Source organism: Niabella aquatica, assembly GCF_054779315.1.
In genome coordinates, this window is sequence record NZ_BAAGYM010000013.1 from 17777 (window position 1) to 40782 (window position 23006).

Consider the following 23006-nt stretch of genomic DNA (forward strand, 5'->3'; position numbering starts at 1 on the left):
TTTGAAGATAGGTAAAATTGCTGCTCTTTTGTAAAAAAATCCGATACGTATAGGTCTTTAAGACCTTAGGGTCTTTCTGAAGGAATATAAGAAAGCGTAAAAATGTACAATATGTTTATAAAAAGTATGGCCGTGTTTTGCGGCTCTCAAAATGGAAAAGAAGAACTGTTTGTTGAGGAGGCGAAGGAACTGGGCCGTTGGATGGCCTCTAAAAGTATAAAGCTGGTATATGGCGGAGGAAATGTTGGGCTGATGGGGGCTGTAGCAAATGCAGTAATGGATAATGGAGGTATAGTTACCGGTGTCATTCCCCGGATATTAGACTCCAGGGAGCGTTCACACAAGGGATTAACGGAATTGCTGGTCGTGGAAAATATGCATACCCGGAAAATGAAAATGTACGAGCTCAGCGATGCGGCAGCTATTTTGCCCGGTGGTTACGGTACTTTGGATGAGTTGTTTGAAATGATCACCTGGAATAACCTTTCCATACATGATAAAAAAATTTATATCATCAACCTTAATGGTTATTATGATCATTTGCTGGCTCATATACAAACCATGTTGTATAGTGGTTTTTTGTATGAAAACCCTATGAGAAATATTATAGTAGTAAAAAGTGTAAGGGAACTGGTGGCTTTACCAGAGCTTAGCGAAGGCTGATGCTTAGATACGGGCGGATAATTCATTTATTAAACGGAAAATGGAGAACGCTTAGGAGTTTTCTTTTATTTTCGTGAGATGAAGTTTCGACTCCTTATTTATATATGCTTATTTTTTGCCGTCACAGTTGCTGCCCAGTCTGTACCGGCCTCAGGTATTTTGCAGAACATCAAAAAGCTGAACGTATTAGGTTCGGTATTATATGTGGCTGCGCATCCCGATGATGAAAATACACGTTTAATCACTTACCTGGCCAATGATCAATTGTATCGGACTGGCTACCTGTCTTTAACCCGGGGCGATGGCGGGCAAAACCTCATAGGGGATGAGCAGGGCGTTGAGCTGGGCCTGATCCGCACACAGGAACTATTGGCCGCGCGCCGTATTGATGGCGGGGAACAGTTTTTTACAAGAGCGTATGATTTTGGCTATTCTAAAAATCCCGAAGAAACATTTACCAAATGGAAAAAGGAACAGGTGCTGGCAGATGTAGTTTGGGTAATACGCAAATTTCAGCCTGACGTTATTATCACCAGGTTCCCCACAACCGGTGAAGGCGGGCACGGGCACCATACCGCAAGCGCTATTCTGGCAGAAGAAGCTTTTAGGGCTGCGGCTGATCCTAAGCAATTCCCCACACAACTGAAAAATGCCTCGCCGTCAGGCGGATATGTAAAGCCATGGCAGGCAAAAAGAATCTTATGGAACACCTTCAATTTTGGCGGTAACAATACTACTGACCCATCACAGTTTAACATCAATGTTGGTGGCTATAATAGCCTGCTGGGCAAAAGTTACGGCGAGATAGCTGCCCAAAGCCGCAGCCAGCATAAATCTCAGGGGTTTGGTTCGGCAGCTACAAGAGGGGATAGCTATGAGTATTTCAGGACAACCGGTGGCGATGCTCCTCAAAAAGATCTGTTCGATGGCGTGGATGTAAGCTGGAGCAGGGTTGGCAAAGCGGGCGAAGCGATTCAAAAAGCCATTACAGCTATTGAAAGCAGTTTTGATGCAACCGCGCCTCAAAAATCTGTACCGGCTTTGGTGGCGTTGTATAAGATGATGGATGAGGCGGGCGACCAATACTGGTTCTGTCAGAAGAAAGAAGAAGTACAGCAACTGGTGGCGCAATGCAGTGGCTTGTACATAGATGTCTACAGTAACCAGGCGTTTGCCGTTCAAACTACCGATATTCAGGTGAACCTTGTAGTAAATAACCGGTTAGGTACTGATGCAGTAATGAAGAAATTCTTTATTGATGATATTGCGGAAGATGTTAATAAGGTGCTTGATAAGAATAAGAATTTTACTTTGGAAAAAAGGATACCTGTTCCATTAAGCAAAGAAATAACGCAGCCTTACTGGTTGAAGGAAAGAATGGAGGAGGGATTGTTTGATGTACCAGACCAACAGCTTATTGGTGTACCGGGCGTACAGGCGGCGTATACGGCGAAACTGATAATAACCATAGCCGGGCAGGACTTTGTTTTTGAAAAACCGGTAAGGTATCGCTATACAGATCCTGTAAAGGGTGAAGTATATCAGCCTTTGCCAATAATTCCGCAGGCTACACTAACAGCCACTCCGAATATGCTGATCTTTAACAAAGCGGATCACCGTACACAAAAAGTACAAGCACAGCTGCACGCACATACCGCAATTGACGGGAATATTACTGCGGGGCTTACAGGTATTGATTATTCGGGTGTGCAAACCCACACTGTTCAGCTGGCCCATGGCAAAACGGAAACTTTTGATTTCGGGGTTACCGATGACCATAAGCCTGAAGAAGTGTACACAGTAACCGCTTATGCCAATAAAAAAGACCGCAGGGATACTATTGGTTATCACCTGGCTTTGCGAAGCATTGCTTACGACCATATACCGGTTATCAGGTATTTTTATCCTGATTTTATTACTGTGCTCAATATTGACCTTAAAACAGCCGGTAAGAAAATCGGATATATCCCGGGAGCAGGGGATAAGGTTCCGGTGATACTGGAGCGGATGGGGTATGAGGTAACTGTTCTTGATAAAGCAACCCTGCCTGTAAGCAACCTGAAAAGCTTTGATGCTATTATAACAGGGGTACGCGCTTATAATACCAACGAGTGGATGGATGAGTTTTACGATAAGCTGATGGATTATGTAAAAGACGGAGGTAATCTTATTGTTCAGTATAATACAAGTAATAACATAGGAACGGTAAGATCAAGAATAGGACCTTATGATTTTAACATTACCCGTAACCGTATTACTGATGAAGAGGCTAAGGTAACTATCCTGGACCCCACTCATAAAGCATTTAATTTTCCTAATAAAATTACCGGTAAAGATTTTGAACATTGGATACAGGAGCGCAGCATTTACCATGCCGGTAACTGGGATAGTCATTTCCAGCCCCTGCTATCTATGGCCGATCCCGGAGAAAGAGCAGATGAGGGCAGTTTGATCGTTGCAAAATATGGTAAGGGATATTTTACTTATACAGGCCTGGTGTTTTTTAGGGAACTGCCGGCAGCGGTACCGGGAGCCATGAGGCTGATGGCGAATTTAATTGCGTTGAATAAGGAGTAGTCAATAAGTTTAAAAGTTGATAAGGATTATTATAAGGTTATAACAATAGCGGTCGTTTATGTAGGATGCGTAAAAATCAGGAACGACGACGCTGTGCGACGCAATACCGGTGCCATATATTCACCTGCCGGGTAAAAGAAATATAAAAAAATGAATAAGAATAGAAAACCCATTATCGATATACGGCGGGGTGAAATGGCCTTTTTCGTAGCGATCGTGATCGGGCTTGTAATTGGTACCCTGATCAAGAAAGTAAGGCTGGGCCTGATGTTGGGCCTGATAATTGGTTTGGGTATTGTTTTCCTCAATAGTTTCCGTGCAAAACGATAAGTTATGTATGATAACGATGATAAACCGCCTTTGTTCCCTTCGTGGAATGTATGGTATGTACTGGTAGTGCTGGTACTGGCGGTATTGATCTTATTTTTTTATTATTTGACTAAAAAGTTTTCATGAGGCTTTTCGACTGGATAGTGCTTGCTGGTACGCTTATACTCATTATTTTATATGGGGTATACAAAAGCCGTGGCAGCAAAGACCTGGAGGGTTACTTCCTGTCGAACAGAAGCATGCCCTGGTATATTATTTTGCTGAGCATTATGGGCACACAGGCAAGTGCGGTTACTTTTTTAGCCGCTCCCGGCCAGGCATATACCGATGGAATGCGCTTTGTGCAATATTATTTTGGCCTGCCTTTGGCCGCAATTATTATTTGTATTTCTTTTGTCCCGGTTTTTAGCAGGCTGAAAGTGTATACAGCCTACGAATATTTAGAGGGCCGGTTTGATGCAAAAACGAGGACTTTTACATCCTTCCTGTTTTTATTGCAAAGAGGCTTGTCAACAGGTATCAGTATTTTTGCGCCATCGCTGATATTGTCTGTATTATTTGGCTGGAATATTTACCTCACAAATCTTTTAATAGGCGGGCTTTTAATTATCTACACTGTTGCGGGTGGTGCCAAGGCAGTAGCTTATACGCAGCAACTACAGTTTTTTATTATTATGCTGGCTTTATTTTTAGCCGGTTATTATATGGTGTCCCGGTTACCTGAAGGTATTGGTTTTACAGATGCTTTAACGGTAGGAGGAAAGCTGGGCCGGTTTAATGTGATTACTACAGGGTATGAAGACGGGAGCTTTGATTGGGGCGACCGGTATAACATTTTTAGCGGTATTATAGGCGGTTTCTTTTTAGCACTTTCTTATTTCGGAACCGACCAATCGCAGGTGGGGCGTTATTTAACAGCAAAGAACCTGAAAGAAAGCAGAATCGGTTTATTGATGAACGGTATTGTAAAAGTACCTATGCAGTTCCTCATTCTCCTGTTAGGTGTTTTGGTATTTGCATTTTACCAGTTTCATAAGGCACCGGCATTTTTTAACCAATATGAAATAACAAGACTTGAAAAGTCGCGGCATAAGGATAAACTGGAGGCATTTCAACAGCAACTTTCTGTTATTGATGAAAAGAAGTTGACAGTATTAAACAATTATAATAAAGAAGAGAATAATGATGCGGTATTTGCTCAGCTCTCACAATTACAGGATAGTGTGCATATGATACGGACGGGAATTAAAGCGCTCGTAAAACAGAATGGAGGCAGTGATAACGATACTAATTATATCTTCCTGAGATTTGTAATTGATTATTTACCGGAAGGACTGGTGGGGCTGATCATCGCTGTGATTTTCCTTGCCAGTTGGGGCAGTATCGCGGCAGCTGTAAACTCACTGGCCTCAAGTACTATTATCGACATTCATAAAAAATATTTTCCTAAAGCCACGCGAGATGATTATACCTACTCTAAAATATATACGATTGTATGGAGCCTGTTTTGCATAGGCGTAGCCATGTTTGTGTCTAATTGGAGCAGCAGTCTGATTGAAGTGGTGAATATTTTAGGTTCTTTGTTTTATGGAACCATACTCGGTGTGTTCCTCGTGGCTTTTTATGCTAAAAAAGTAAAGGGCAACGCGGTATTTATGGCTGCAGTAATTACAGAGATTGTTATCATTGCCTTATTTATTCTTAATGAGTTTGATACTATCAGCCTGGGCTTTTTATGGCTGAATATGATAGGTGCCCTGATGGTATACTTATTGGCGTTCATTCTACAATTCATCGTTTACAACAGAAAATCATCGCTTTCCTAACTTTTTGAATGGTATATCCAGTATATCGAAATTTACCGGACTTTTAAAACTATAATGCCACCATTCTGTTTCCAGCTCGGTAAAGCCATACCGGTTCATTACGGTTTTTAGGCGGTTACGGTTCGCTAATACTGCTGCAGGTAAGTGTTTAAAGCTATGGTGCGCCGTATCGGTAAAGTTGTCGAATCCCGTACCCATATTTAACTCCCTGCCTGTCTGAAGGTCTATTAAAGTGAGATCAACCGCAGTGCCACGGTTGTGGTTGCTGCCTTTAGCAGGGTTTGCGACATAACGTTCATCTTTTACCAGCTTCCAAAAGTTTACTGTTACTGAATAAGGGCGGTAAGCATCCAGTATTTTAATGCCCAGGCTTTCTTTACTGAGCTCTCGCTGTACTTTTGCCAGGGCCTCAGCTACCGGCTTTCTTAAAAATGCTGTGGTCGTATGTTTAGGATACATTAATCGCCCCATGAAATTGTTTTTACCTGCATAACGTAAATCGTAAACAAGAGAAGGAATATGGTGTTTGAGTTCGATCATCTGTGCAGCAGGAACTGCTTTTACTGTTCTTTTATAATTCTTATACGAGCACACTGCCGGCAGCCGGGGAGCCGGTTGTGCGCACAACATGGATATACTTAGAAGGAAGTATAGAGCAGCCACGCAGTTTTTTTTACTGTAAAGGAGGATCAACCAGGCAGGTTTTTTACTCTGTTGTTTCGCCATCGAAATCTTCTTCGTTTTCTTCAGCGTCTTTTTTAGTAGCACGAATAATCCCATCTTTATGATGCGGTGGAGCATAAATCGTGTACATTTTCAGCGCTTCAGTTCCGGTATTGATAACATTGTGCCGGGCGCCGCTAGGAACAATTACTGCGTCGCCATCTGCAACTGCATATTCATTGCCATCAATAATACATGTACCATTGCCCTGTTCAAAACGAAAGAACTGGTCGTTTTCATGATGGATCTCTTCACCAATTTCCTCACCTGGTAACAGGCTCATCAATACCAGCTGAAAATGTTTCGAGGTGTACAATACTTTTCTGAAATGATCATTGTTCACCGTAAGTTGCTCAATGTTCGCGTTAAAACCTTTCATAAACGATCGTTTTACTTTTAATAAAATTGTATTTATAATATTTCCAGAGCTCCAAATGAGTAGAGGGTGATAACCGCATTTCCTGTGCACTTTTTTTGAGTCGATCAACAGCTACCAGCTGTAAGTGGCATTTATAAGTCTTCTTCCCGCTCCAGCATCAGAATAGCGCTTTGGGGCACAATAAAATACCGGTCATCTTCATACATTACCTCTGTAGCCCCACTCATCAAAAAAATTGCAAGATCGCCTTCTCTTGCCTGTAAAGGAACATATTTTACATGGTCGTCATCGTTCTTCCAGGGCTCATCATCTACAGGCATAGGTATAGCGTAACCCGGCCCGGTTCTGATAACGTAACCCTGTTGTACTTTTTCTTTTTCCTGTACGCCTGGTGGCAGGTAAAGCCCGGTGGCAGTACGTTCATGTGGCTTTGCCGGCTTAATTAAAACCCTGTCGCCCACAACAATTAACTTCTTAAACCTGTTCTCGGCAGTAATACGCATAACAATATATTCAAAAGGTAAAATTAAAAATTATAAAGCTATTCAGAGCAGGTTTGTTGACACAATCACCGCATAAACTTGCAAAATATTGCGCCAAATGCAAGAATAGCTGCCAAGAGCACATATATATTGTTGTCTTAACTACAAAATCATCTTCCGGTACTCATTCATGTGCTGTACAACAAATGAAAACATAGCTACAAATTTTCGAATAATTTCCTTTCTATCTATTTCGTGCATTCCTGGAGTAAAATACTTCAGCTTATAATAACCCTGAACCTGCCAGATTAAATGTGCTTCTGTGGTGGTTTTGAGGAAATCAGCAGATGCTGCCTGGTTTTTTTTTGTATAAAAAAAGAATCTTATAGTTCGACTATCTTTTTATGGCGGAGACTGTCTATTTTTTGTAAAACAGTTTTATATTGCTGCAGCAGCTCTTTAATGGCCCCTGTTTCTGTAATTTTGTTCTCTTTTTCCAGCTCTTTTTTGTAGTTGCCAAGTGAATGGGCAGCTTCTTGATATGTATGGTAAATGCTGTCAATTTCTATTGCACCAATAATAGCAGAAAGTGTTCTATTCGCTTCTTCCCAGTTTATATTTTCGTATTGCAGGCGCAGGGTATTGGCTTGTTTTTCCCAGTTTGCTGCTTCTATTTTTTGCTGATAGGCCACTTTAAGCGATTCTTTATTTTCGCTGGTTACGGTTTCAGCCAGCGAGTTGTCAATCGCTTTCCAGCCAAAGACTATTGCAATTTTTTTCGTATTATTTAAGGCTTCCTGAACTGTTTTTTCTTCATTTTCCTGCAAAACCGGAACCATCGCATCAACATGATTTACGAACATAGGCAACAGCCCGGCCTCCTCTGCATCGCTGTTGTTTTCTGCTTTATCGCTGTTGTTTTCGGGCTTGTAAACCGGAACGCCTTTTTTAACCGGATGCGGCATGGCTTGCGAGGTAGCCGAAAAATCAGCACCGGTAGTAACCGGCATCACATTATCAGTGGGATCATTTAGTATATATTGGCGGTTTACAGCCGGTTCATAAAAAGCGGTGGTATGGTCTGACAAATGCGCTGGGGCTTTCCTTTCCCCAAAAGGAACCGTACATACTGTAAGTATTAAAATGCAGGAAAACACGATGCTTTTTAATGATGGAAAACGTCTTTTGCCGGCACCAAACAGGTATTCCACTCTTTCCAGGAGCGAAGTGCTTTTCCCTGAAACAGGAATTACCAGGCTCCCTGTGTTATGTATATTTTGTTTAGCTAATAGTAAAAGCATATCAGCATAAATGCAATGATTGTATTCGAACTGCAGCACCCATTTATCGGCCGATTTTTCGCGCTCTAATCCCTGCATTTTTGCAAGTGCTTTTGCAAAAGGATTAAAATAGAGCACCGTAAGTATGAACTGTGTAATCATATTCTGCAGGTAATCGTTTCTCTTTATATGGGCTAGCTCGTGCAAAATTACCGCTTCTGCCTCACGTACGCTCAGCTGGTTGATCAGGGCAACCGGCAATAATATTACCGGCTTTAAAAAACCTATGGTCAGAGGTGATTGAATAAAACTTGAAGTGAATATTTTTACTTTCCTTTTTATGTTAAGGTATTGGGAAGCATTCAGCAAGAATATTTTTAAATGCCCGGGCACTTTTCCCAGGCCGCTTCTTTTGAGCTGGTAAACGTTCGCTATTTCCTTGGCCAGTTTTATAACCGGTATAAAGAGCAGCAAAACATACACCAGGGCCAGATATGTAATCAGCGACTGCAAAAAATCTGCATGCATGATCCATTGAAGTATACCGGCTTTTGGCTGAGGTGTAAAAAGCGAAATAATGAAAGAGGCTACAAAAGCGGCGAAGCCTGTAATAAGTGCTGAAAAACTGATCATACTTATATGCGCGGGCGTTGCCAGTGGGTATATCCTGGCGTAAAGCAATACGGCCAGCCACAACAATCCCGTTTGCCATATACTGCTGATGATGGCATTACCTAAAGCAATAAGTAGTAATTGCAAGCCTTCGCTCATAGATTTATTTTTTCTTTAGATCGTCGATTAAGGACTGGATCTGGTTGAGCTCTTCGGCAGAAACTTTCTGACTGCCTAATGCCTGCATTACCAGCTGGGAAGGAGAGCCGCCGAAAAGATTGCTGATAAACCGGTTGAGCAAAAATTTCTGCGTATGTTCCTTATTAGTAGAGGCCTTGTAAATATGGGTCCTTGCAGAATCGTCCCGGCTCACCAGTCCTTTTTCATTCATGATCTGCATGAGCTTCAGTGTGGTGGTATAGCCAATGTCTTTAGCAGTCACCAGCTCTTCGTGTACTTCCCTTACCGTTGCTTTACCTTTTTGCCAAAGTACCTGTAAAATTTCCAGCTCACTTTCCGTAGGTTTTATTGATTTCACTTGCGTCATACACGTAGAATTTGAAGCAATTTACGATTTCTTTCGTATAATTGATAATTCGATGGGGTTTCCATTAATTTTTTTAACAATTATTTGATAGAATGCGGACTAGTGCCATGCATTACCGCTGAGGTGCGCCGCGCCTGCCTGATGTAATTTTAAACAGGCGCTTAGTTTCTTAAAATTGTGATCAGTTCTTCTATTTCTGACAACATATATTTCTGGTTACCGGCAGTATAGCATTGCCCCAGGTTATATAACAGTTTTTCAATAACCTGCTTGGTATTTTGTGGTTTGAAATATTCAGGCTTTACAGGAGTGGAAGTTCGGTTGAAATAATTGTAGAGATCATTATGAGAGAACATTTGACCGTTTACAGGGTCAATGAAAAATTCTATATTAAGGTGAAGTTTCTCAACATGGCTGTCTGTTTTTGATTTAAAATATCCAAGTACAAACTGGTTGGGCACATTAAGCAGTCTTACCGGAACATCCAGCAGCTCTGTAAGCAAAAGATACAACACTCCATTACCGCTTTGATTGCCTTTTTTGGATTCAATAATATGAGAGAGCAGGAAGTCGTTGGGCTGCTGATCTGCTGCAGGTACGCCTTTCAGACCAAAGTAATTGAACAGGATGCTGTTGATAACGTTTACCTGCTCTAAGGGCGTAAGGTAATTGTTGAGCTCGAGCCAGATATTACGGCGTAAACGCTCTATATCCTGTATTACTTTTCCGGTGTGCAGGTCGGGATATAACAGTTTGGCAACCAGCAGCGCACCGGGCAATAACTCGTGATGCGGGGCATCACCCCAGGCAGCAAAATCAGTTTTAAGACTGGTAAAATGGAGCCGGTGAATCAGCAGTTCTATGCGTTCCTGGATATTATCGTCGACCGTATGCTCCCAAAGATCTTCGAGCTGGACAATAATGGGTGTGCCATAAGCAATAATACGGTTGCTTACCGCTTCAAAAACTTCGGTATCAGGATCTTCAATCAAGGTGAGTAATGCTTCAACTTCTTTGTCATTATTCATTGAAACAAATATAGGGATAGTTGGTGGTTCATAGCTCATGGCGGATAGCGAGCAGGCAATTTCTGATATCCGTCCTCATAAACTATAACCATCAACCCATAGGCCGTTTCACGGCCACAGAGGGTTGAGGCCGAAAACAAAAGGTTAAAGCTGGTTTACTTCTTACCTCCGGCCTCTGACTAGGACCTTCCTGATTTATCCCATATTATGGAATACTTTCTGAACATCTTCATCCTGCTCCAGGCGTTCAATAAGCTTGCTTACTTCTTCTGCCTGCTCATCAGTAACCGGAACAGTAGTGGAAGGGATCCACTCGAGCTCGGCGCTTATAGGATGAATATTTTTTTCTTCCAGCGCTTTTTGCATATTGCCAAAGTCGGTAAATGCTGTGCGCAGAACAATGATGTCATTACCTTCATCATCGGTGCTTTCACCCAGGTCTTCCAAACCATGGTCAATAAGCTCCAGCTCCAGCTCTTCTATATTCATTCCTTCAGGCTTTAGCTTAAATACGCCCATTTTATTGAATTGGAAAGCTACGCTGCCGCTGTTTCCCATGGCGCCGCCCCCTTTATTAAAATGCGATTTTACATTGGCAACGGTGCGAACGTGATTATCTGTAGCGGTTTCAACCAGTATGGCCACACCATGAGGCGCATATCCTTCGTAAAGGATTTCTTCATAGTTCTCCATCTCCTTACCTTGTGCACGTTTGATCGCTGCTTCTACACGGTCTTTAGGCATATTGACACTTTTGGCATTTTGCATGCACCTGCGAAGCGCAGGGTTAGTGGCAGCATCCGGACCGCCGGATTTTACAGCTATTGCAATTTCTTTCCCGATTCTTGTGAACTGTTTTGCCATACGATCGTAGCGGGCAAACATGGTAGCTTTACGTACTTCAAAAATCCTTCCCATATAATATATCTGACTGTTTTGTTTTAGAAAGAGGTTGCAAATTTACGGTTTCTGCTTTATGCAATAAAAAAAGGCTGCCGAAGCAACCTTTATAACAATTTATATATGTTGTTTCTTTTTTTGCCGCTGCCGTTTAATATACAGATAACCGAAGAAAAGGATATGCATAATGCCGATCACATTGGCAATTTCAACCAGGTAATCGTTTTTAATAGTGTCGTTGATGGCATCTAGTTTAGCCGATAATTCCGTTACTGTTGGTAATTGCTGCGTCTGCGCTTCGCTTAGTTTGGAAACGGCAATAGCAGCCTGCTGGGTAAGATCATAATGATGCCACCATGCGCTTAAGAACAATAATATGCACAATACTATACTGGAAAGGATGGCAATGCTCATTCCTTTCCTGTTAAAAGTTCCGTTACCCAGCCTGCTTTTGCCGGCTCCGTAAGTAAGATAAATATCCATTCCGATAATCATCCATAAAATAAGACGGATCCAGGTGTCGGGCGGCAAGGCGATCATCATATACAGGCAGGTAATAACCCCCATAATAGGAATAAAAGGTACCAATGGGGTTTTAAACGCACGGGGCGCGTTGGGAAGTGCTTTTCTCATTACAATGATACCGATACACACCAGTATAAAGGCGAATAAAGTGCCAATGCTTGTCATTTCACCTACAATCCTGGCCGGAATAAATGCTGCAAAAAGACTAACCAGCAGCATAAATACAAGGTTATTCCTGCTTGGGGTTCTGTAAACGGGGTGCACTTTGCTGAAAACCTTTGGTACAAGGCCATCGCGGCTCATGCTGTAAAAGACACGGCTCTGTCCCATCAACATTACCAGTATTACAGACATATATCCCGCTAAAATGGCTACAATAATGGCCCTGTTCAGCCAGGGATAGTCTGCATGGTACACACCATTGGCATCTGCTTTTCCCATATGCTCAATGGCTACTGCCACAGGAGCAATGCCATCCTGCCCCTGGAAGGACTTATACGAAGTAACTCCCGTCATTACATGCGCAAACAAAATATAAAGAAGGGTACAAATAAGCAGGGATATTAAAATACCCTTAGGCATATCTTTGCCCGGGTTCTTGGCCTCCTGGGCGGCAGTACTTACCGCGTCAAATCCTATATAGGCAAAAAATACGATACCGGCAGCCCGCATTATTCCCGAGAAGCCGAATATGCCATTGCCCTCGTTAGGCGGTATGTAAGGGTCGTAGTTTGAATAATTAATGTAGCCCCATCCTAAAATTATAAATATTAATACAACAGATACTTTCAGCGCCACGATAATGCTGTTAACCATAGCGCTTTCTTTTGTGCCTCTTATCAATAATAAACTCATTAAAACCACTACCAGCACAGCAGGCAGGTTAATCATGCCTCCGTCCCACGGGCCGGCCATCAGGTTGTTGGGAAGATGGATGCCAAATCCTTCGAGAAACTTATGCAAGTACCTGCTCCAGCTTATAGCAACAGTGGCCGCACCTACAGCATATTCCAGCACCAGATCCCAGCCAATGATCCATGCAATAAATTCTCCCATTGTGGCATAACTATAGGTGTAAGCACTTCCGGCAACAGGGATCATAGAAGCAAACTCGGCATAGCATAAACCGGCAAATGCACAGCCCAAAGCTGCTATTATGAATGATATGGTGATAGCGGGGCCTGCATTGTTAGCAGCGGCGGCACCGGTAATGGAAAATAAACCTGCGCCGATAATAGCTCCGATTCCAAGGGCAACAAGCCCCCAGGCACCAAGTGTTTTTTTGAGGCTGGCATCGTGCTCTTCTGTTTCTGTTAATAAAATATTCAGTGGCTTTCTTACAAATAGTCCCATGAGTAGTGATTTGCTTTGAGGTAATATATTATTTTTTGTAAATTGTTTTTAAAGATGAAAAATAAGAAATAATTATAAACGACTTGGCAAAACTTTTTGTAGTTCGACAGATTATTTGCTATTTTACCAAGATTCGGATTTTAAATACATAGTTTAGTCCCCTATAATATATTTATGAGAAAGAAAAGATCTGGTTTAATCGCACTCGTTACATTTACGGTTGTAGCTGTTCTGCATCTTATTAGTTTTTATATAACGCCTGTTTCAGATGCTGTTTTATCAGCTTCCCGATGGGGATTAATGGTTGTTTTATTTGTTTTTGCGTTCTATAAAAGATCTTTGACCACATGGATTTTGGTCAGCATATTACTGGGTACGGTAATAGGACACGACTATCCCGGTGTGGCTTTATCCCTCAGGCCCCTGAGCCAGGGTTTTATAAAACTGGTAAAAACTATTGTGGGCCCTATACTTTTTGCAACACTGGTGTATGGTATTGCCGGACACTCCGATCTGAAGCAGGTAGGGCGTATGGCCTGGAAATCTCTTTTGTATTTTTATACGGCTACCACTATTGCATTATTTATAGGGCTTGCAGCTATTAATATCTCTAAAGCAGGGGTAGGAGTGGATGTTTCTAAAGTGCCGCATCATGAACTGCCGAAAGAATCTACTGTAAAAGAAACAGATGCGCTGGCTCTGAAGGACATCCCGGAAAGCAACCAATGGATATATAAAACTACTGCTTTTTTCAGAGATGTTTTTCCTGAAAATATTATTAAATCCATTTACGAAAACCAGGTATTACAGATAGTGGTGTTTGCAGTAATATTTGGGATTGGCCTTGCAAAGCTTCCTGAAAACAGGAAAAAGCCGATTGTGGATTTTATGGAAAGCCTGGCTGAAACCATGTTTAAGTACACACATATTATTATGTATTTTGCACCTATCGGGGTAGGTGCAGCAATGGCTTATACTGTAGGCCATATGGGTATTGATATTTTAAAGTACCTTTTCCTGTTGCTCATAACATTATATGCTGCTCTGATTGCTTTTATACTAATAGTGCTGCTGCCGGTAGCTTTATATCTTAAAATACCTGTAAGGAAATTTGTACAGGCCATTAAAGAGCCGGTATCTATTGCATTTGCCACCACCAGCTCTGATGCCGCATTGCCTGTAGTGATGCAAAACATGGAGCAATTTGGTGTTCCCCGTAAGATCGTGTCTTTTGTAGTGCCTACAGGATATAGTTTCAATCTTGACGGTACCACGCTTTACCTGTCACTGGCATCCATTTTTGTGGCGCAGGCTGCCGGTATGGACCTGAGTTTTGGCCACCAGCTGCTGATCGCGCTTACTTTAATGATAACCAGCAAGGGCGTAGCCGCTATTCCGCGAGCCTCTTTAATAATACTTATAGCTACTGCCGACCAGTTCGGGCTGCCCTTATTTATTATAGCTGCTATTCTGGGTATTGATGAACTGATGGATATGGGCCGTACCTCTGTAAATGTTATAGGTAACTGTCTGGCATCGGTTGTAATAGCGAAATGGGAGGGCGAGTTTGATGATAGCAAAGCCATGAATTTTCAGCAGGAGTAAAGTAAGCATAAAGTATTTTTCGCAATATGGATGCTGCTGCATTCTTTGAGCACCAGCGAACCGAAAAAAATATTTATACGCCTTAAACAAAATATTTTCAGTAAATCAAACTTTTTTTCAGCATTTTTGTTTTTTGCTAAATGTTAGAACCAGGCCGGTTATGAGGGAGGTATACCAGTCAAAACAGACGATAAATTAATATCATGATTGAATTATTAAGCACAGGATTTCAGTGGACCGATTTATTACAACCTCAATGGTATATAGAAAATGGGGGATTATGGCTTTTACTATTTGTTGTATTTGCCGAAACCGGATTATTTGCAGGCTTTTTCCTGCCAGGAGATACGTTGCTTTTTATAGCCGGCATTTATGCTCATAAAATTGGAGAAGGCGTGACCGCCGAACCGGGCCTAGCCTACCAGTTTATGAAATTAATTGGTTTGGGACATGTTCAAAATGAATGGTTAGATCTGTTTGTTTTACTGGCCCTGATCTCTGCCTGTGGTATATTGGGCAACATGGTGGGGTACTGGACAGGACGTAAAGTGGGACCAGCTATGTATAGCTGGAAAGAGAATTTCTTTTTTAAAAGAAGATACCTGGAACAGGCTCATGATTTTTACGAAAAAAATGGCGGCGTAGCAATTATAGTAGCCCGCTTTCTGCCGTTTATTCGCACTTTTGCTCCCATTATTGCAGGTATTGTGCAAATGAGCCGGGCTAAATTCATGTTCTACAACATCGTTGGAAGCCTCGCCTGGGTATTCAGTATGGTTTTTGCCGGCCATTTTTTGCAAAAATGGCTAATGTCTGCCTTTGGTTTTGATTTGAAACAACACCTGGAAATAATAGTATTGGGTATTGTTGTGGTAACTACTTTGCCTATTATTTTGAAAATTGTAAAAGGGGGCAAGAAAAAAGAAACACTGATTAAAGAAGCCCAGGAAGAAAGAATGGAAAACATAATTGAAGAGCAAAAAAGGGATTAAAAAATCTCTTCCAGGTGCTTCCGTGTTTATTCTGCATGACGGTAAGCGGCGGTGTACCTGCGCCATTTCTCAATCACTTCGCTGATATCGGCGGCCAGCTCTGATTCAAAGAAAACGCGTTCGCCTGTTGCCGGATGTGTAAAACCTAATGTTTTAGCATGCAAAGCCTGCCTGGGGCACATATTAAAGCAATTGTCTACAAATTGTTTATACCGGGCATATACGGTACCTTTTACAATTTTATCTCCTCCATAAAAATCATCGTTAAAAAGCGGGTGTCCTATATGCTTCATATGTACCCGTATCTGGTGGGTGCGGCCTGTTTCCAGAATACATTGTACTAAAGTAACATATCCGAAGCGTTCCAAAACCTTGTAATGTGTAATAGCTTCCTTGCCATGATCGCCCTCAGGATAGGCTTCAAACAGTTTCCTGAATCGCAGGTTGCGTCCCACATGGGCAACGATGGTTCCTTCATCCTGCTCTACATCACCCCAAACCAGCGCTATGTACTTCCTGTCCACGGTATGATCAAAGAATTGCTTCGCAAGGTTACGCATGGCCAGCTCTGTTTTAGCTAACACCAGTAAGCCACTTGTATTTTTATCAATCCGGTGCACCATTCCGAAGCGGGGAAGGCTGGTGGCATCAATGATAGCATTTTGCTGCTGCAGGTACCATGCGATTCCGTTCAGCAAAGTACCTGAGTAGTTGCCGCTACCCGGATGCACTACCATACCGGCGGCTTTATTAATAATAAGGATATGGCTGTCTTCATAAAAAATGTTTAGCGGTAACTGTTCCGGTACAATATCATTCTCATCAGGTGCTGTATCGGTATACACTACAATTTCCTGGCTGGCTTTTACTTTAAAGTTGGGCTTTACCTCGTTCCCGTTTACCAGCACCATCTTATTGTGAATCGCCTGCTGAATTTTATTACGCGTAGCGCCCTCTATACGGTTCATTAAGAACTTGTCGATGCGATATGGTTCCTGTCCTGCATCTGTTCTAAAAACAAACTTCTGGTACAGCTCATCATTAGCATCCTGCTGCTCTGTCAATATATCTTCCTGGCTCATTGTTCGCAAAGGTAAACCCAAATGTTATTTTGAACAGTTTGTGTTTTATTTTTGTTGATGTATTATTTTAAATGCTTTGAAGAGTAGAAGGGTCGAAGAATCAGGAAGGCTTTCAAACGTTCAAATTTTAAATATTTAGTGAAACAGAAAATACATTTCCGGGACCTTGGAAATATGCGTTATAAAGATGCATGGGATTACCAGGAAAATATATTGCAGGAAAACGTGGTTATTAAAACAAAGCTGCGGGAACTGGAAGATGGCGCAGGGATGCCTGAAACCGGCGACCAGCGGCCATCGACCAGCAACCATCTGCTGTTTGTAGAGCATCCACCGGTCTTTACATTGGGTAAAAGCGGCGACATGAATCATGTACTGATGAGTGAAGCACACCTTACCCGGCTTGGGATTGATTTTTTCAAGATCAACAGGGGGGGAGATATTACCTTTCATGGGCCCGGGCAGTTAGTAGGATATCCTATTTTCGATCTTGAAAAGTTTTATACCGATATTGGGAAATACCTGCGTAATATTGAAGAGGTAACGATCCTTACACTGGCCGAATATGGCTTACACGGCGATCGTTCTCCGGGAGAAACCGGTGTATGGCTTGATCCCGATACGAAGGGCCGGGAAAGAAAGATCTGCGCTATCGGGGTTCGTACCAGCCGCTGGATCACCATGCACGGTTTTGCACTGAATGTAAATACCGATCTTGATTATTTCAATATGATCATACCCTGCGGCATACAGGGTAAGCAGGTTACTTCTTTGCAAAAGGAGCTGGGTAGAACTGTAGATATGAACGAGGTAAAAGAAAAAATGAAACGGAACTTTGAAAAGGTGTTTGAGGCAGAAATGGTAATGGGGAGTAGTAGTTAGTTGACCATTGACAGTCTGAGCTTCCGGTGTCAGCCTTTAGCATGCAGCTACTGTTATCTGTTCTTTTTTTAAATGTTCAAATATAAATCAATGTTGTTTGCTTAAACGATATTGATGATACTGCCACATCGGTGAATTGGGGTAACCAAAAGCAGTCGCAGACAGGTTAAAAATACCTGATAATGAATATTAATCATTTCTGCTCCGGCACTCAACTTTATCATACAGCGATATGGATTTAAAAATCCTTCGGTAAAAACACTCTGTTCTTTTCAATCAGCTTACCATCGGCATAGAGTTCAAAATTACTGTATCCTGCGGTAAAAAAAAGGGAGCGGTCCAGCTTGAATCTTTTTTCTTTGATGCTATTCAGCTCAAATAAGGGCTGGCCGTTCTCTGTAAAAAATTTGATATCGTATTTTCTTTTGTCCATAGGAAGCTCTACTCTAACATACCTGTCGGGCGATGTAAAAATATAAGTAGACTGCACAAACCCAGGTGGAATAAAATTAGGGTTCAGGTTGACCTCGGTATTCTCGCTGTTGCCACTATTATAAGCATCGGCCAGGCCGGTAGAATCAACAACGGGGCGTTTTGACTTTGTAGAAAGATATTGCCCACCCTCAAACATTATAAAAACACGGTAAAACATATTATCAGCCGGGGCTTTGGTATCTGCAAACCCATTCTGTTTGAGACTGGGGTCAGGCATGGTCGCTATGGTTTTGAAAAAATTTAAACTATCGGTAGAGCGCTGTATGCTGATTTGTTTTATAGCAGGGTAATTATGCTCCCAGGCTATTACCACTCTTCCGCTCCCCACTTTATAAGCAGAAAAATCAGGAAGCATCTCCTGTGCTTTTAAGCTGTTAAAAACAAAGCCGGTCAGAAAAACAAATAAAATCTTCTTCATAATAAAGCCATTAACTACTTAACCAGCAAAGATAAGTGACACAAAAGATTGGTTTAAAATATTAACGTTCCTTTTCGTAAAGAATAATTACCCTGCAGCCCACCGGAGTGAATAATAAGTATATGGGAACCTTTAGAAAAATAGTTTTCTTTGATCAGGTGCTGTACGCCGTAAAAAAGTTTTCCCGTGTACACAAAATCAGTAGGAATACCGGTTTGAGCGTAAAGCGTATTCATAAAAGTGATAAGCTCGGGTTTATATTTGGCATAGCCCCCAAAATGAAAGAGGTGATTGATGCTGACTTTCTCATTAGGGTTTGCCAGTATCTTTCTTATTTCAGCTTCGATGCCGGTATTGTTTTTTAGCACGCTGAATCCGAGCACTTCTGTGCCGGGCGATTTGCTGTTGAGCAGCCCCGCTATCATGGTGCCTGTTCCCACAGCGCAGCAAACAGTATTGAATAATGAGCGGTTGTAAGGAATGGTAGCCGCCCCGTCAGCACCTGCCTGGCTGTAGCCGCCTTCAGGTATTATGTAATGCTCCTGCTTATTGACCGCTTCGGGAATGATTTTGTTTTTATAAGCTTCCCGGGAAATAAAGATCAATTGCATGCCGGCCGCCGCCGCCGCTTTTAGCGTATGGGAGTATGCTTTAGGGGCTTCTCCACGGATAATACCAATGCTATTGAAGCCGTAGCTGTTGCAGGCTGCGGCAGTTGCTGCTATATGATTAGAAAAAGCACCTCCGAAGGTGATAATTGTTTTAAAGTTATTTTCTTTTGCTTTCTGTAGATGAAACCTGAGCTTAAACCATTTATTGCCGCTGATTACAGGATGAATTTTGTCAAGCCTTAAAACAGAAACAGAAACGGTGCCATTGCCAAGAAAAGGGATGTAATCGGTTGTTACTAAATCTTCATCAATAATATCCATATCATAATAGCTGTTAGCTAAATTACCTTATTTTTGAAACCGTTTATGTATCAGTACGATTATTATTCAATATTTAAATTTATCATTTAATATTTTTCATTTATTATGAAACCCACACTAGTGATATTAGCAGCAGGCATGGCGTCCCGCTATGGCAGTATGAAACAGGTAGAAGCCTTTGGTCCCAGTGGTGAAACCATAATGGACTATTCCATTGCTGACGCTGTAAAGGCAGGTTTTGGCAAAGTTGTTTTTTTGATCCGGGAGCAATTTGAGGATAACTTCCGCAAGCTGTTTGCTTCGAAGCTTGACGGTAAGGTAGATTATGAATTTGCTTTCCAGGAGCTGGATATGTACCTGGATGGTGTTGCGATTCCTGAAGAACGTACCAAGCCCTGGGGCACGGGTCATGCGGTTTTATGTACTAAAAATGTAGTAAAAACTCCTTTTGCAGTGATTAATGCTGATGATTTTTATGGCTTTGATGCTTTCAAGAAAGCGGTTGAGTTTTTAACTACAGTGTGTGATGAAAAAACATATGCTGTTATTGCTTATCCGCTGATGAACACATTATCGGAGCACGGAACCGTGAACCGGGGTGTTTGCGGATTGGATGATAAAGGTAACCTGGCCAGCGTGGTAGAGCGTATTGGTATTGGTGTACAGGGCGATAAGGTAAAGGTAGATGATGGCCTTCAGCCGGATGAGCTTTCAAAAGATACTGTTGTATCTATGAACTTCTGGTGCTTTCATCCATCTGTGTATGAGTTATATGAAAAAGACTTCAAAGCGTTTATTAAAGAAAGCATTGCGGTTCCCAAGTCGGAGTTTTTGATTCCTGCGGTAGTAGATAATTTCATTAAGGATGGCGGTGTGGTAAAAGTTATTCCTACGTCAGCCCAGTGGTTTGGCGTAACTTATAAAGAAGATGCGCCTGCAGTACAAAAACAACTGAATGATTTAATAGAGAATGGAGCCTATAGCACCGATCTTTGGGGCGCTTAATGTTATTTCTTAAAGATTAATTAAAGAACCCTGCAATCAAAAGTGATTGCAGGGTTTTTATGATCGTACCTTATTAAAAAAGCGCTACTGGTGGGTAGCGCCTATCCGGTTTTGGCTTAATAATCACACATCAGTTCACTTTCACCATATATATATAATCTTCTATTTTCTTGGTTTGCTGAGGTCTTTTTAACCCGGTAAGAGATGTTTTGGTATTGAGCTTCACATTCTTAAGCGTAGAGTCTGATTTATTTTGAGACTTTAACTCATTCAGTGCATTAAAAATGGTACGGCTCTGCACGGCAAAGGCCACACCTTGCGCGTCTCTTTGCCTGGCGTTCAGAATACCAATTACTTCGCCATTGCTGTTCAGCACAGGGCTTCCGCTATTACCCCGGTCGGCTCTTATATCGATCTGGCAGCCTAATGTATCTCCGTCAAAACCTGTTCTGGAGCTCAGGTATCCCTGCTTATAAACCAGTTCATCATCTTTAGGATAACCCAGGGTAAATATCGGCTCTGCCAGGTCAACTGATTTTTTTGTAAAGCTGTATGGGATTCCGGGTAAGGATTTAAAATCGGGATCGTTTATTTTAAGTATGGCAATATCGGTAACCGGGTTGGTGTACACTATTTGAGCTAAAAACTCTTTGCCGGCATTATTCTGAACGGCTACATTTTGGGCATTTTCGATTACATGATTGTTGGTTACCAGATAACCTTTTGCATCAATCAAAAAGCCGGTACCGCTATTGGTATAAGGGATTTCTGGCGTTCTGTGGATATCGCTTTGTTTCAGGTTGTTAATTTCCCGGTCCTGTATTTTGGATTTCTGTGCCAGGTTATTGATATCTCTTTTAAGCTTCTCGAACTGAGTGTTAGTGGCCTTAGGAGTTACAGATCCGACAATACCACTTACGATCAGGGCTGTAATACCGGCTATTGAAGCTGCAATAGCTGCCGTTTTCTTAAAGCGGTTAAACAGGTAGCGCATTTTGCCGCCTTTAGGAGTGGCCGCATCAATTTTCCCCTGTACCGAAAGGTTGTTATGTATTTCGTTTAATGAGAACTGGAATTTCTGCCACTGATTAAAGCGGTTCATCTTTTGCAGGAACAGGGTATGTTCTACCACCATCTGGTCTACTTCACTGTCAGCTTTACGCAAATTTTCAAAATGAAGGCGCTCGTCAGGATTCATATTCCCCATTATATACCGCTCAACGGCATCTAAGAGAGTAATATTATTTTGCTGCTCATTCATCACTTAATTATCAGGTTTTTTATATTGAGAAAAGAATATTTTTTTCAAACGCATCAGGCATTTATATTTTTGGGTCTTTGCATTTTCTGCATTCGTGTACCCAAAGCTTTCTGCTATGTCCTGCATGCTATGGCTTTTAAAATAAAACGCTTCCAGCAGGCTTTTGCAGGGCTCGCCTAATGTACTGATAGCTGTATGCATCATATCAAATTCAGCATCTTTCTGTTCATGCTCCACCACATCATTTTCAACAGCTACCTGTGTTTCGCTTGTGTCGTCAAATTCAGCAACATGCCGGTTACCCTGGCTGAGTTTTTTTAACCATAACCTCCGGGCCACAGAGTAAAGGTAAGTACGGATCTGGCAGTTTAATTCAAAATCCCCCGATCTCGCTTTATCAAACAAAACCATCATTGCCTCCTGAAAAATGTCTTTGGCATCATCTACGGTTCCGTTATTATTGACTACCAATGCCTGCACCAGGTTGTAATTCTGGCTATAGATTATTTCCACCGATTTTTTGTCGCTGCGGGCTAATCCTTTCAGTAAACTTATTTCCTGTTCTAATGTAGAATCTTTCAACCTGTGTTAATTTAATACGGATTTTTAAAAATAGTAACCCTTTTGCAGTCAGAAAAAAATATTTATTTATGGGTTACCTTTCACGCAGCACGGGTATTAATATTTTTAATAAGAACCCGCCCTGCGCGTAAAATGCCCATTTAGCAAATTTTTCAGTATAGAAAGGTGTTTAAATCGCTTTGATGGCAAATCTCTTAACTCATAAAAATATACAAATGAAAAAGATATTTATTTTATTGTTAGTCAGCTCTTTAGGTTTTTTGGCCTGTAATAATTCATCCAATGAAACCTCTACGGAACCTTCTTCAGACAGTTCAGTTATCGAACCCTCTGCCGGAAATCCTCCGGTTAATCCTGCAGATACAATGATTCACTCAGATACAACTTCGGCTGCAACGGATTCGTCTGTTGTTCATCCATAATTTTTTTCGGCAAGCAATATAGAGGAGCCATTCCGCTACGGCGGGGTGGTTTTTTTGTTTAAGGAGATGCGGTTTTCAGGATGCCGGGTCACCTGCCCCAACCAA

Annotated in this window: 23 protein-coding genes; 10 read left to right on the plus strand and 13 right to left on the minus strand. The window is 41.8% G+C overall.

The genetic code is table 11. From position 1 onward, the window contains the following. Positions 1–111 precede the first annotated feature (111 nt). The 5 genes from ACYVBM_RS11180 (at position 112) to ACYVBM_RS11200 (ending at position 5396) form a co-directional block, all read left to right on the plus strand. Complete coding sequence (locus ACYVBM_RS11180) at positions 112–663, plus strand: LOG family protein (protein WP_460685740.1); 552 nt, start codon at positions 112–114, stop codon at positions 661–663. Between the two features lie 78 nt (positions 664–741). Further along, positions 742–3240: a PIG-L family deacetylase gene (locus ACYVBM_RS11185; protein WP_460685741.1), complete on the plus strand. Its 2499-nt coding sequence runs from the start codon at positions 742–744 to the stop codon at positions 3238–3240. 150 nt (positions 3241–3390) lie between these two features. Beyond that, the gene (locus tag ACYVBM_RS11190; protein ID WP_460685742.1) at positions 3391–3570 is read left to right on the plus strand and encodes a hypothetical protein; all 180 of its coding nucleotides are present in this window, start codon (positions 3391–3393) and stop codon (positions 3568–3570) included. A 3-nt stretch (positions 3571–3573) separates the two neighbouring features. After that, positions 3574–3696, plus strand: coding sequence for a hypothetical protein (locus ACYVBM_RS11195; RefSeq protein WP_460685743.1), 123 nt, complete (start codon positions 3574–3576; stop codon positions 3694–3696). After that, positions 3693–5396 (plus strand): sodium:solute symporter family protein, encoded by a 1704-nt coding sequence (locus ACYVBM_RS11200; protein ID WP_460685744.1) that lies wholly within the window; start codon positions 3693–3695, stop codon positions 5394–5396. Before ACYVBM_RS11195 ends, ACYVBM_RS11200 begins: the two co-directional genes overlap by 4 nt. Here ACYVBM_RS11200 and ACYVBM_RS11205 read toward each other — a convergent pair. The 8 genes from ACYVBM_RS11205 to ACYVBM_RS11240 form a co-directional block, all read right to left on the minus strand. Then, on the minus strand, positions 5382–6122 hold the full coding sequence (locus ACYVBM_RS11205; protein ID WP_460685745.1) for a M15 family metallopeptidase: 741 nt from the start codon (positions 6120–6122) through the stop codon (positions 5382–5384). The genes ACYVBM_RS11200 and ACYVBM_RS11205 overlap by 15 nt on opposite strands. Further along, positions 6103–6498, minus strand: a complete 396-nt coding sequence (locus ACYVBM_RS11210; protein WP_460685746.1) for a cupin domain-containing protein — start codon at positions 6496–6498, stop codon at positions 6103–6105. Before ACYVBM_RS11210 ends, ACYVBM_RS11205 begins: the two co-directional genes overlap by 20 nt. Positions 6499–6629: 131 nt before the next feature. Beyond that, positions 6630–7001 carry a co-chaperone GroES gene (locus ACYVBM_RS11215; protein WP_460685747.1) on the minus strand — a complete coding sequence of 124 codons (372 nt, stop codon included), beginning with the start codon at positions 6999–7001 and terminating at the stop codon, positions 6630–6632. Positions 7002–7363: 362 nt separating this feature from the next. Further along, on the minus strand, positions 7364–9031 hold the full coding sequence (locus tag ACYVBM_RS11220; RefSeq protein WP_460685748.1) for a M56 family metallopeptidase: 1668 nt from the start codon (positions 9029–9031) through the stop codon (positions 7364–7366). A 4-nt stretch (positions 9032–9035) separates the two neighbouring features. Further along, positions 9036–9419 carry a BlaI/MecI/CopY family transcriptional regulator gene (locus ACYVBM_RS11225; RefSeq protein WP_460685749.1) on the minus strand — a complete coding sequence of 128 codons (384 nt, stop codon included), beginning with the start codon at positions 9417–9419 and terminating at the stop codon, positions 9036–9038. 161 nt (positions 9420–9580) lie between these two features. Further along, positions 9581–10447: a transglutaminase family protein gene (locus tag ACYVBM_RS11230; protein ID WP_460685750.1), complete on the minus strand. Its 867-nt coding sequence runs from the start codon at positions 10445–10447 to the stop codon at positions 9581–9583. 195 nt (positions 10448–10642) lie between these two features. Continuing rightward, positions 10643–11365 carry a YebC/PmpR family DNA-binding transcriptional regulator gene (locus ACYVBM_RS11235; RefSeq protein WP_460685751.1) on the minus strand — a complete coding sequence of 241 codons (723 nt, stop codon included), beginning with the start codon at positions 11363–11365 and terminating at the stop codon, positions 10643–10645. Positions 11366–11464: 99 nt separating this feature from the next. Next, entirely contained in the window at positions 11465–13225 is a 1761-nt protein-coding gene (locus ACYVBM_RS11240; protein WP_460685752.1) for an amino acid permease, read from the minus strand. A 174-nt stretch (positions 13226–13399) separates the two neighbouring features. Here ACYVBM_RS11240 and ACYVBM_RS11245 point away from each other — a divergent pair, with 174 nt between their 5' ends. Continuing rightward, on the plus strand, positions 13400–14830 hold the full coding sequence (locus ACYVBM_RS11245; RefSeq protein ID WP_460685753.1) for a dicarboxylate/amino acid:cation symporter: 1431 nt from the start codon (positions 13400–13402) through the stop codon (positions 14828–14830). A gap of 203 nt (positions 14831–15033) precedes the next feature. Further along, complete coding sequence (locus ACYVBM_RS11250) at positions 15034–15822, plus strand: DedA family protein (protein ID WP_460685754.1); 789 nt, start codon at positions 15034–15036, stop codon at positions 15820–15822. 26 nt (positions 15823–15848) lie between these two features. Here the strand turns inward: ACYVBM_RS11250 and ACYVBM_RS11255 are convergent, their stop codons facing one another. Beyond that, positions 15849–16904 carry an RluA family pseudouridine synthase gene (locus ACYVBM_RS11255; RefSeq protein WP_460685755.1) on the minus strand — a complete coding sequence of 352 codons (1056 nt, stop codon included), beginning with the start codon at positions 16902–16904 and terminating at the stop codon, positions 15849–15851. 138 nt (positions 16905–17042) lie between these two features. Between ACYVBM_RS11255 and lipB the strand changes: the two genes are divergently transcribed. Beyond that, positions 17043–17786, plus strand: a complete 744-nt coding sequence (gene lipB, locus ACYVBM_RS11260) for a lipoyl(octanoyl) transferase LipB (RefSeq protein ID WP_460685756.1) — start codon at positions 17043–17045, stop codon at positions 17784–17786. Between the two features lie 238 nt (positions 17787–18024). On the opposite strand, the gene ACYVBM_RS11265 is transcribed toward lipB, so the two are convergent. Together ACYVBM_RS11265 and ACYVBM_RS11270 are read right to left on the minus strand one after the other, a co-directional pair. Continuing rightward, positions 18025–18699 carry a hypothetical protein gene (locus ACYVBM_RS11265; protein ID WP_460685757.1) on the minus strand — a complete coding sequence of 225 codons (675 nt, stop codon included), beginning with the start codon at positions 18697–18699 and terminating at the stop codon, positions 18025–18027. Positions 18700–18752: 53 nt separating this feature from the next. After that, complete coding sequence (locus ACYVBM_RS11270; RefSeq protein ID WP_460685758.1) at positions 18753–19631, minus strand: 1-aminocyclopropane-1-carboxylate deaminase/D-cysteine desulfhydrase; 879 nt, start codon at positions 19629–19631, stop codon at positions 18753–18755. A gap of 105 nt (positions 19632–19736) precedes the next feature. On the opposite strand from ACYVBM_RS11270, the gene ACYVBM_RS11275 reads away from it, so the two are divergent. Next, the gene (locus ACYVBM_RS11275; RefSeq protein WP_460685759.1) at positions 19737–20636 is read left to right on the plus strand and encodes a nucleotidyltransferase family protein; all 900 of its coding nucleotides are present in this window, start codon (positions 19737–19739) and stop codon (positions 20634–20636) included. A gap of 130 nt (positions 20637–20766) precedes the next feature. Here ACYVBM_RS11275 and ACYVBM_RS11280 read toward each other — a convergent pair whose 3' ends face one another. Together ACYVBM_RS11280 and ACYVBM_RS11285 are read right to left on the minus strand one after the other, a co-directional pair. Continuing rightward, positions 20767–21897: a S1C family serine protease gene (locus ACYVBM_RS11280; protein WP_460685760.1), complete on the minus strand. Its 1131-nt coding sequence runs from the start codon at positions 21895–21897 to the stop codon at positions 20767–20769. 3 nt (positions 21898–21900) lie between these two features. Then, entirely contained in the window at positions 21901–22479 is a 579-nt protein-coding gene (locus ACYVBM_RS11285; RefSeq protein ID WP_460685761.1) for an RNA polymerase sigma factor, read from the minus strand. Positions 22480–22694: 215 nt separating this feature from the next. On the opposite strand from ACYVBM_RS11285, the gene ACYVBM_RS11290 reads away from it, so the two are divergent. Next, positions 22695–22901: a hypothetical protein gene (locus tag ACYVBM_RS11290; RefSeq protein WP_460685762.1), complete on the plus strand. Its 207-nt coding sequence runs from the start codon at positions 22695–22697 to the stop codon at positions 22899–22901. Positions 22902–23006: the final 105 nt, after the last annotated feature.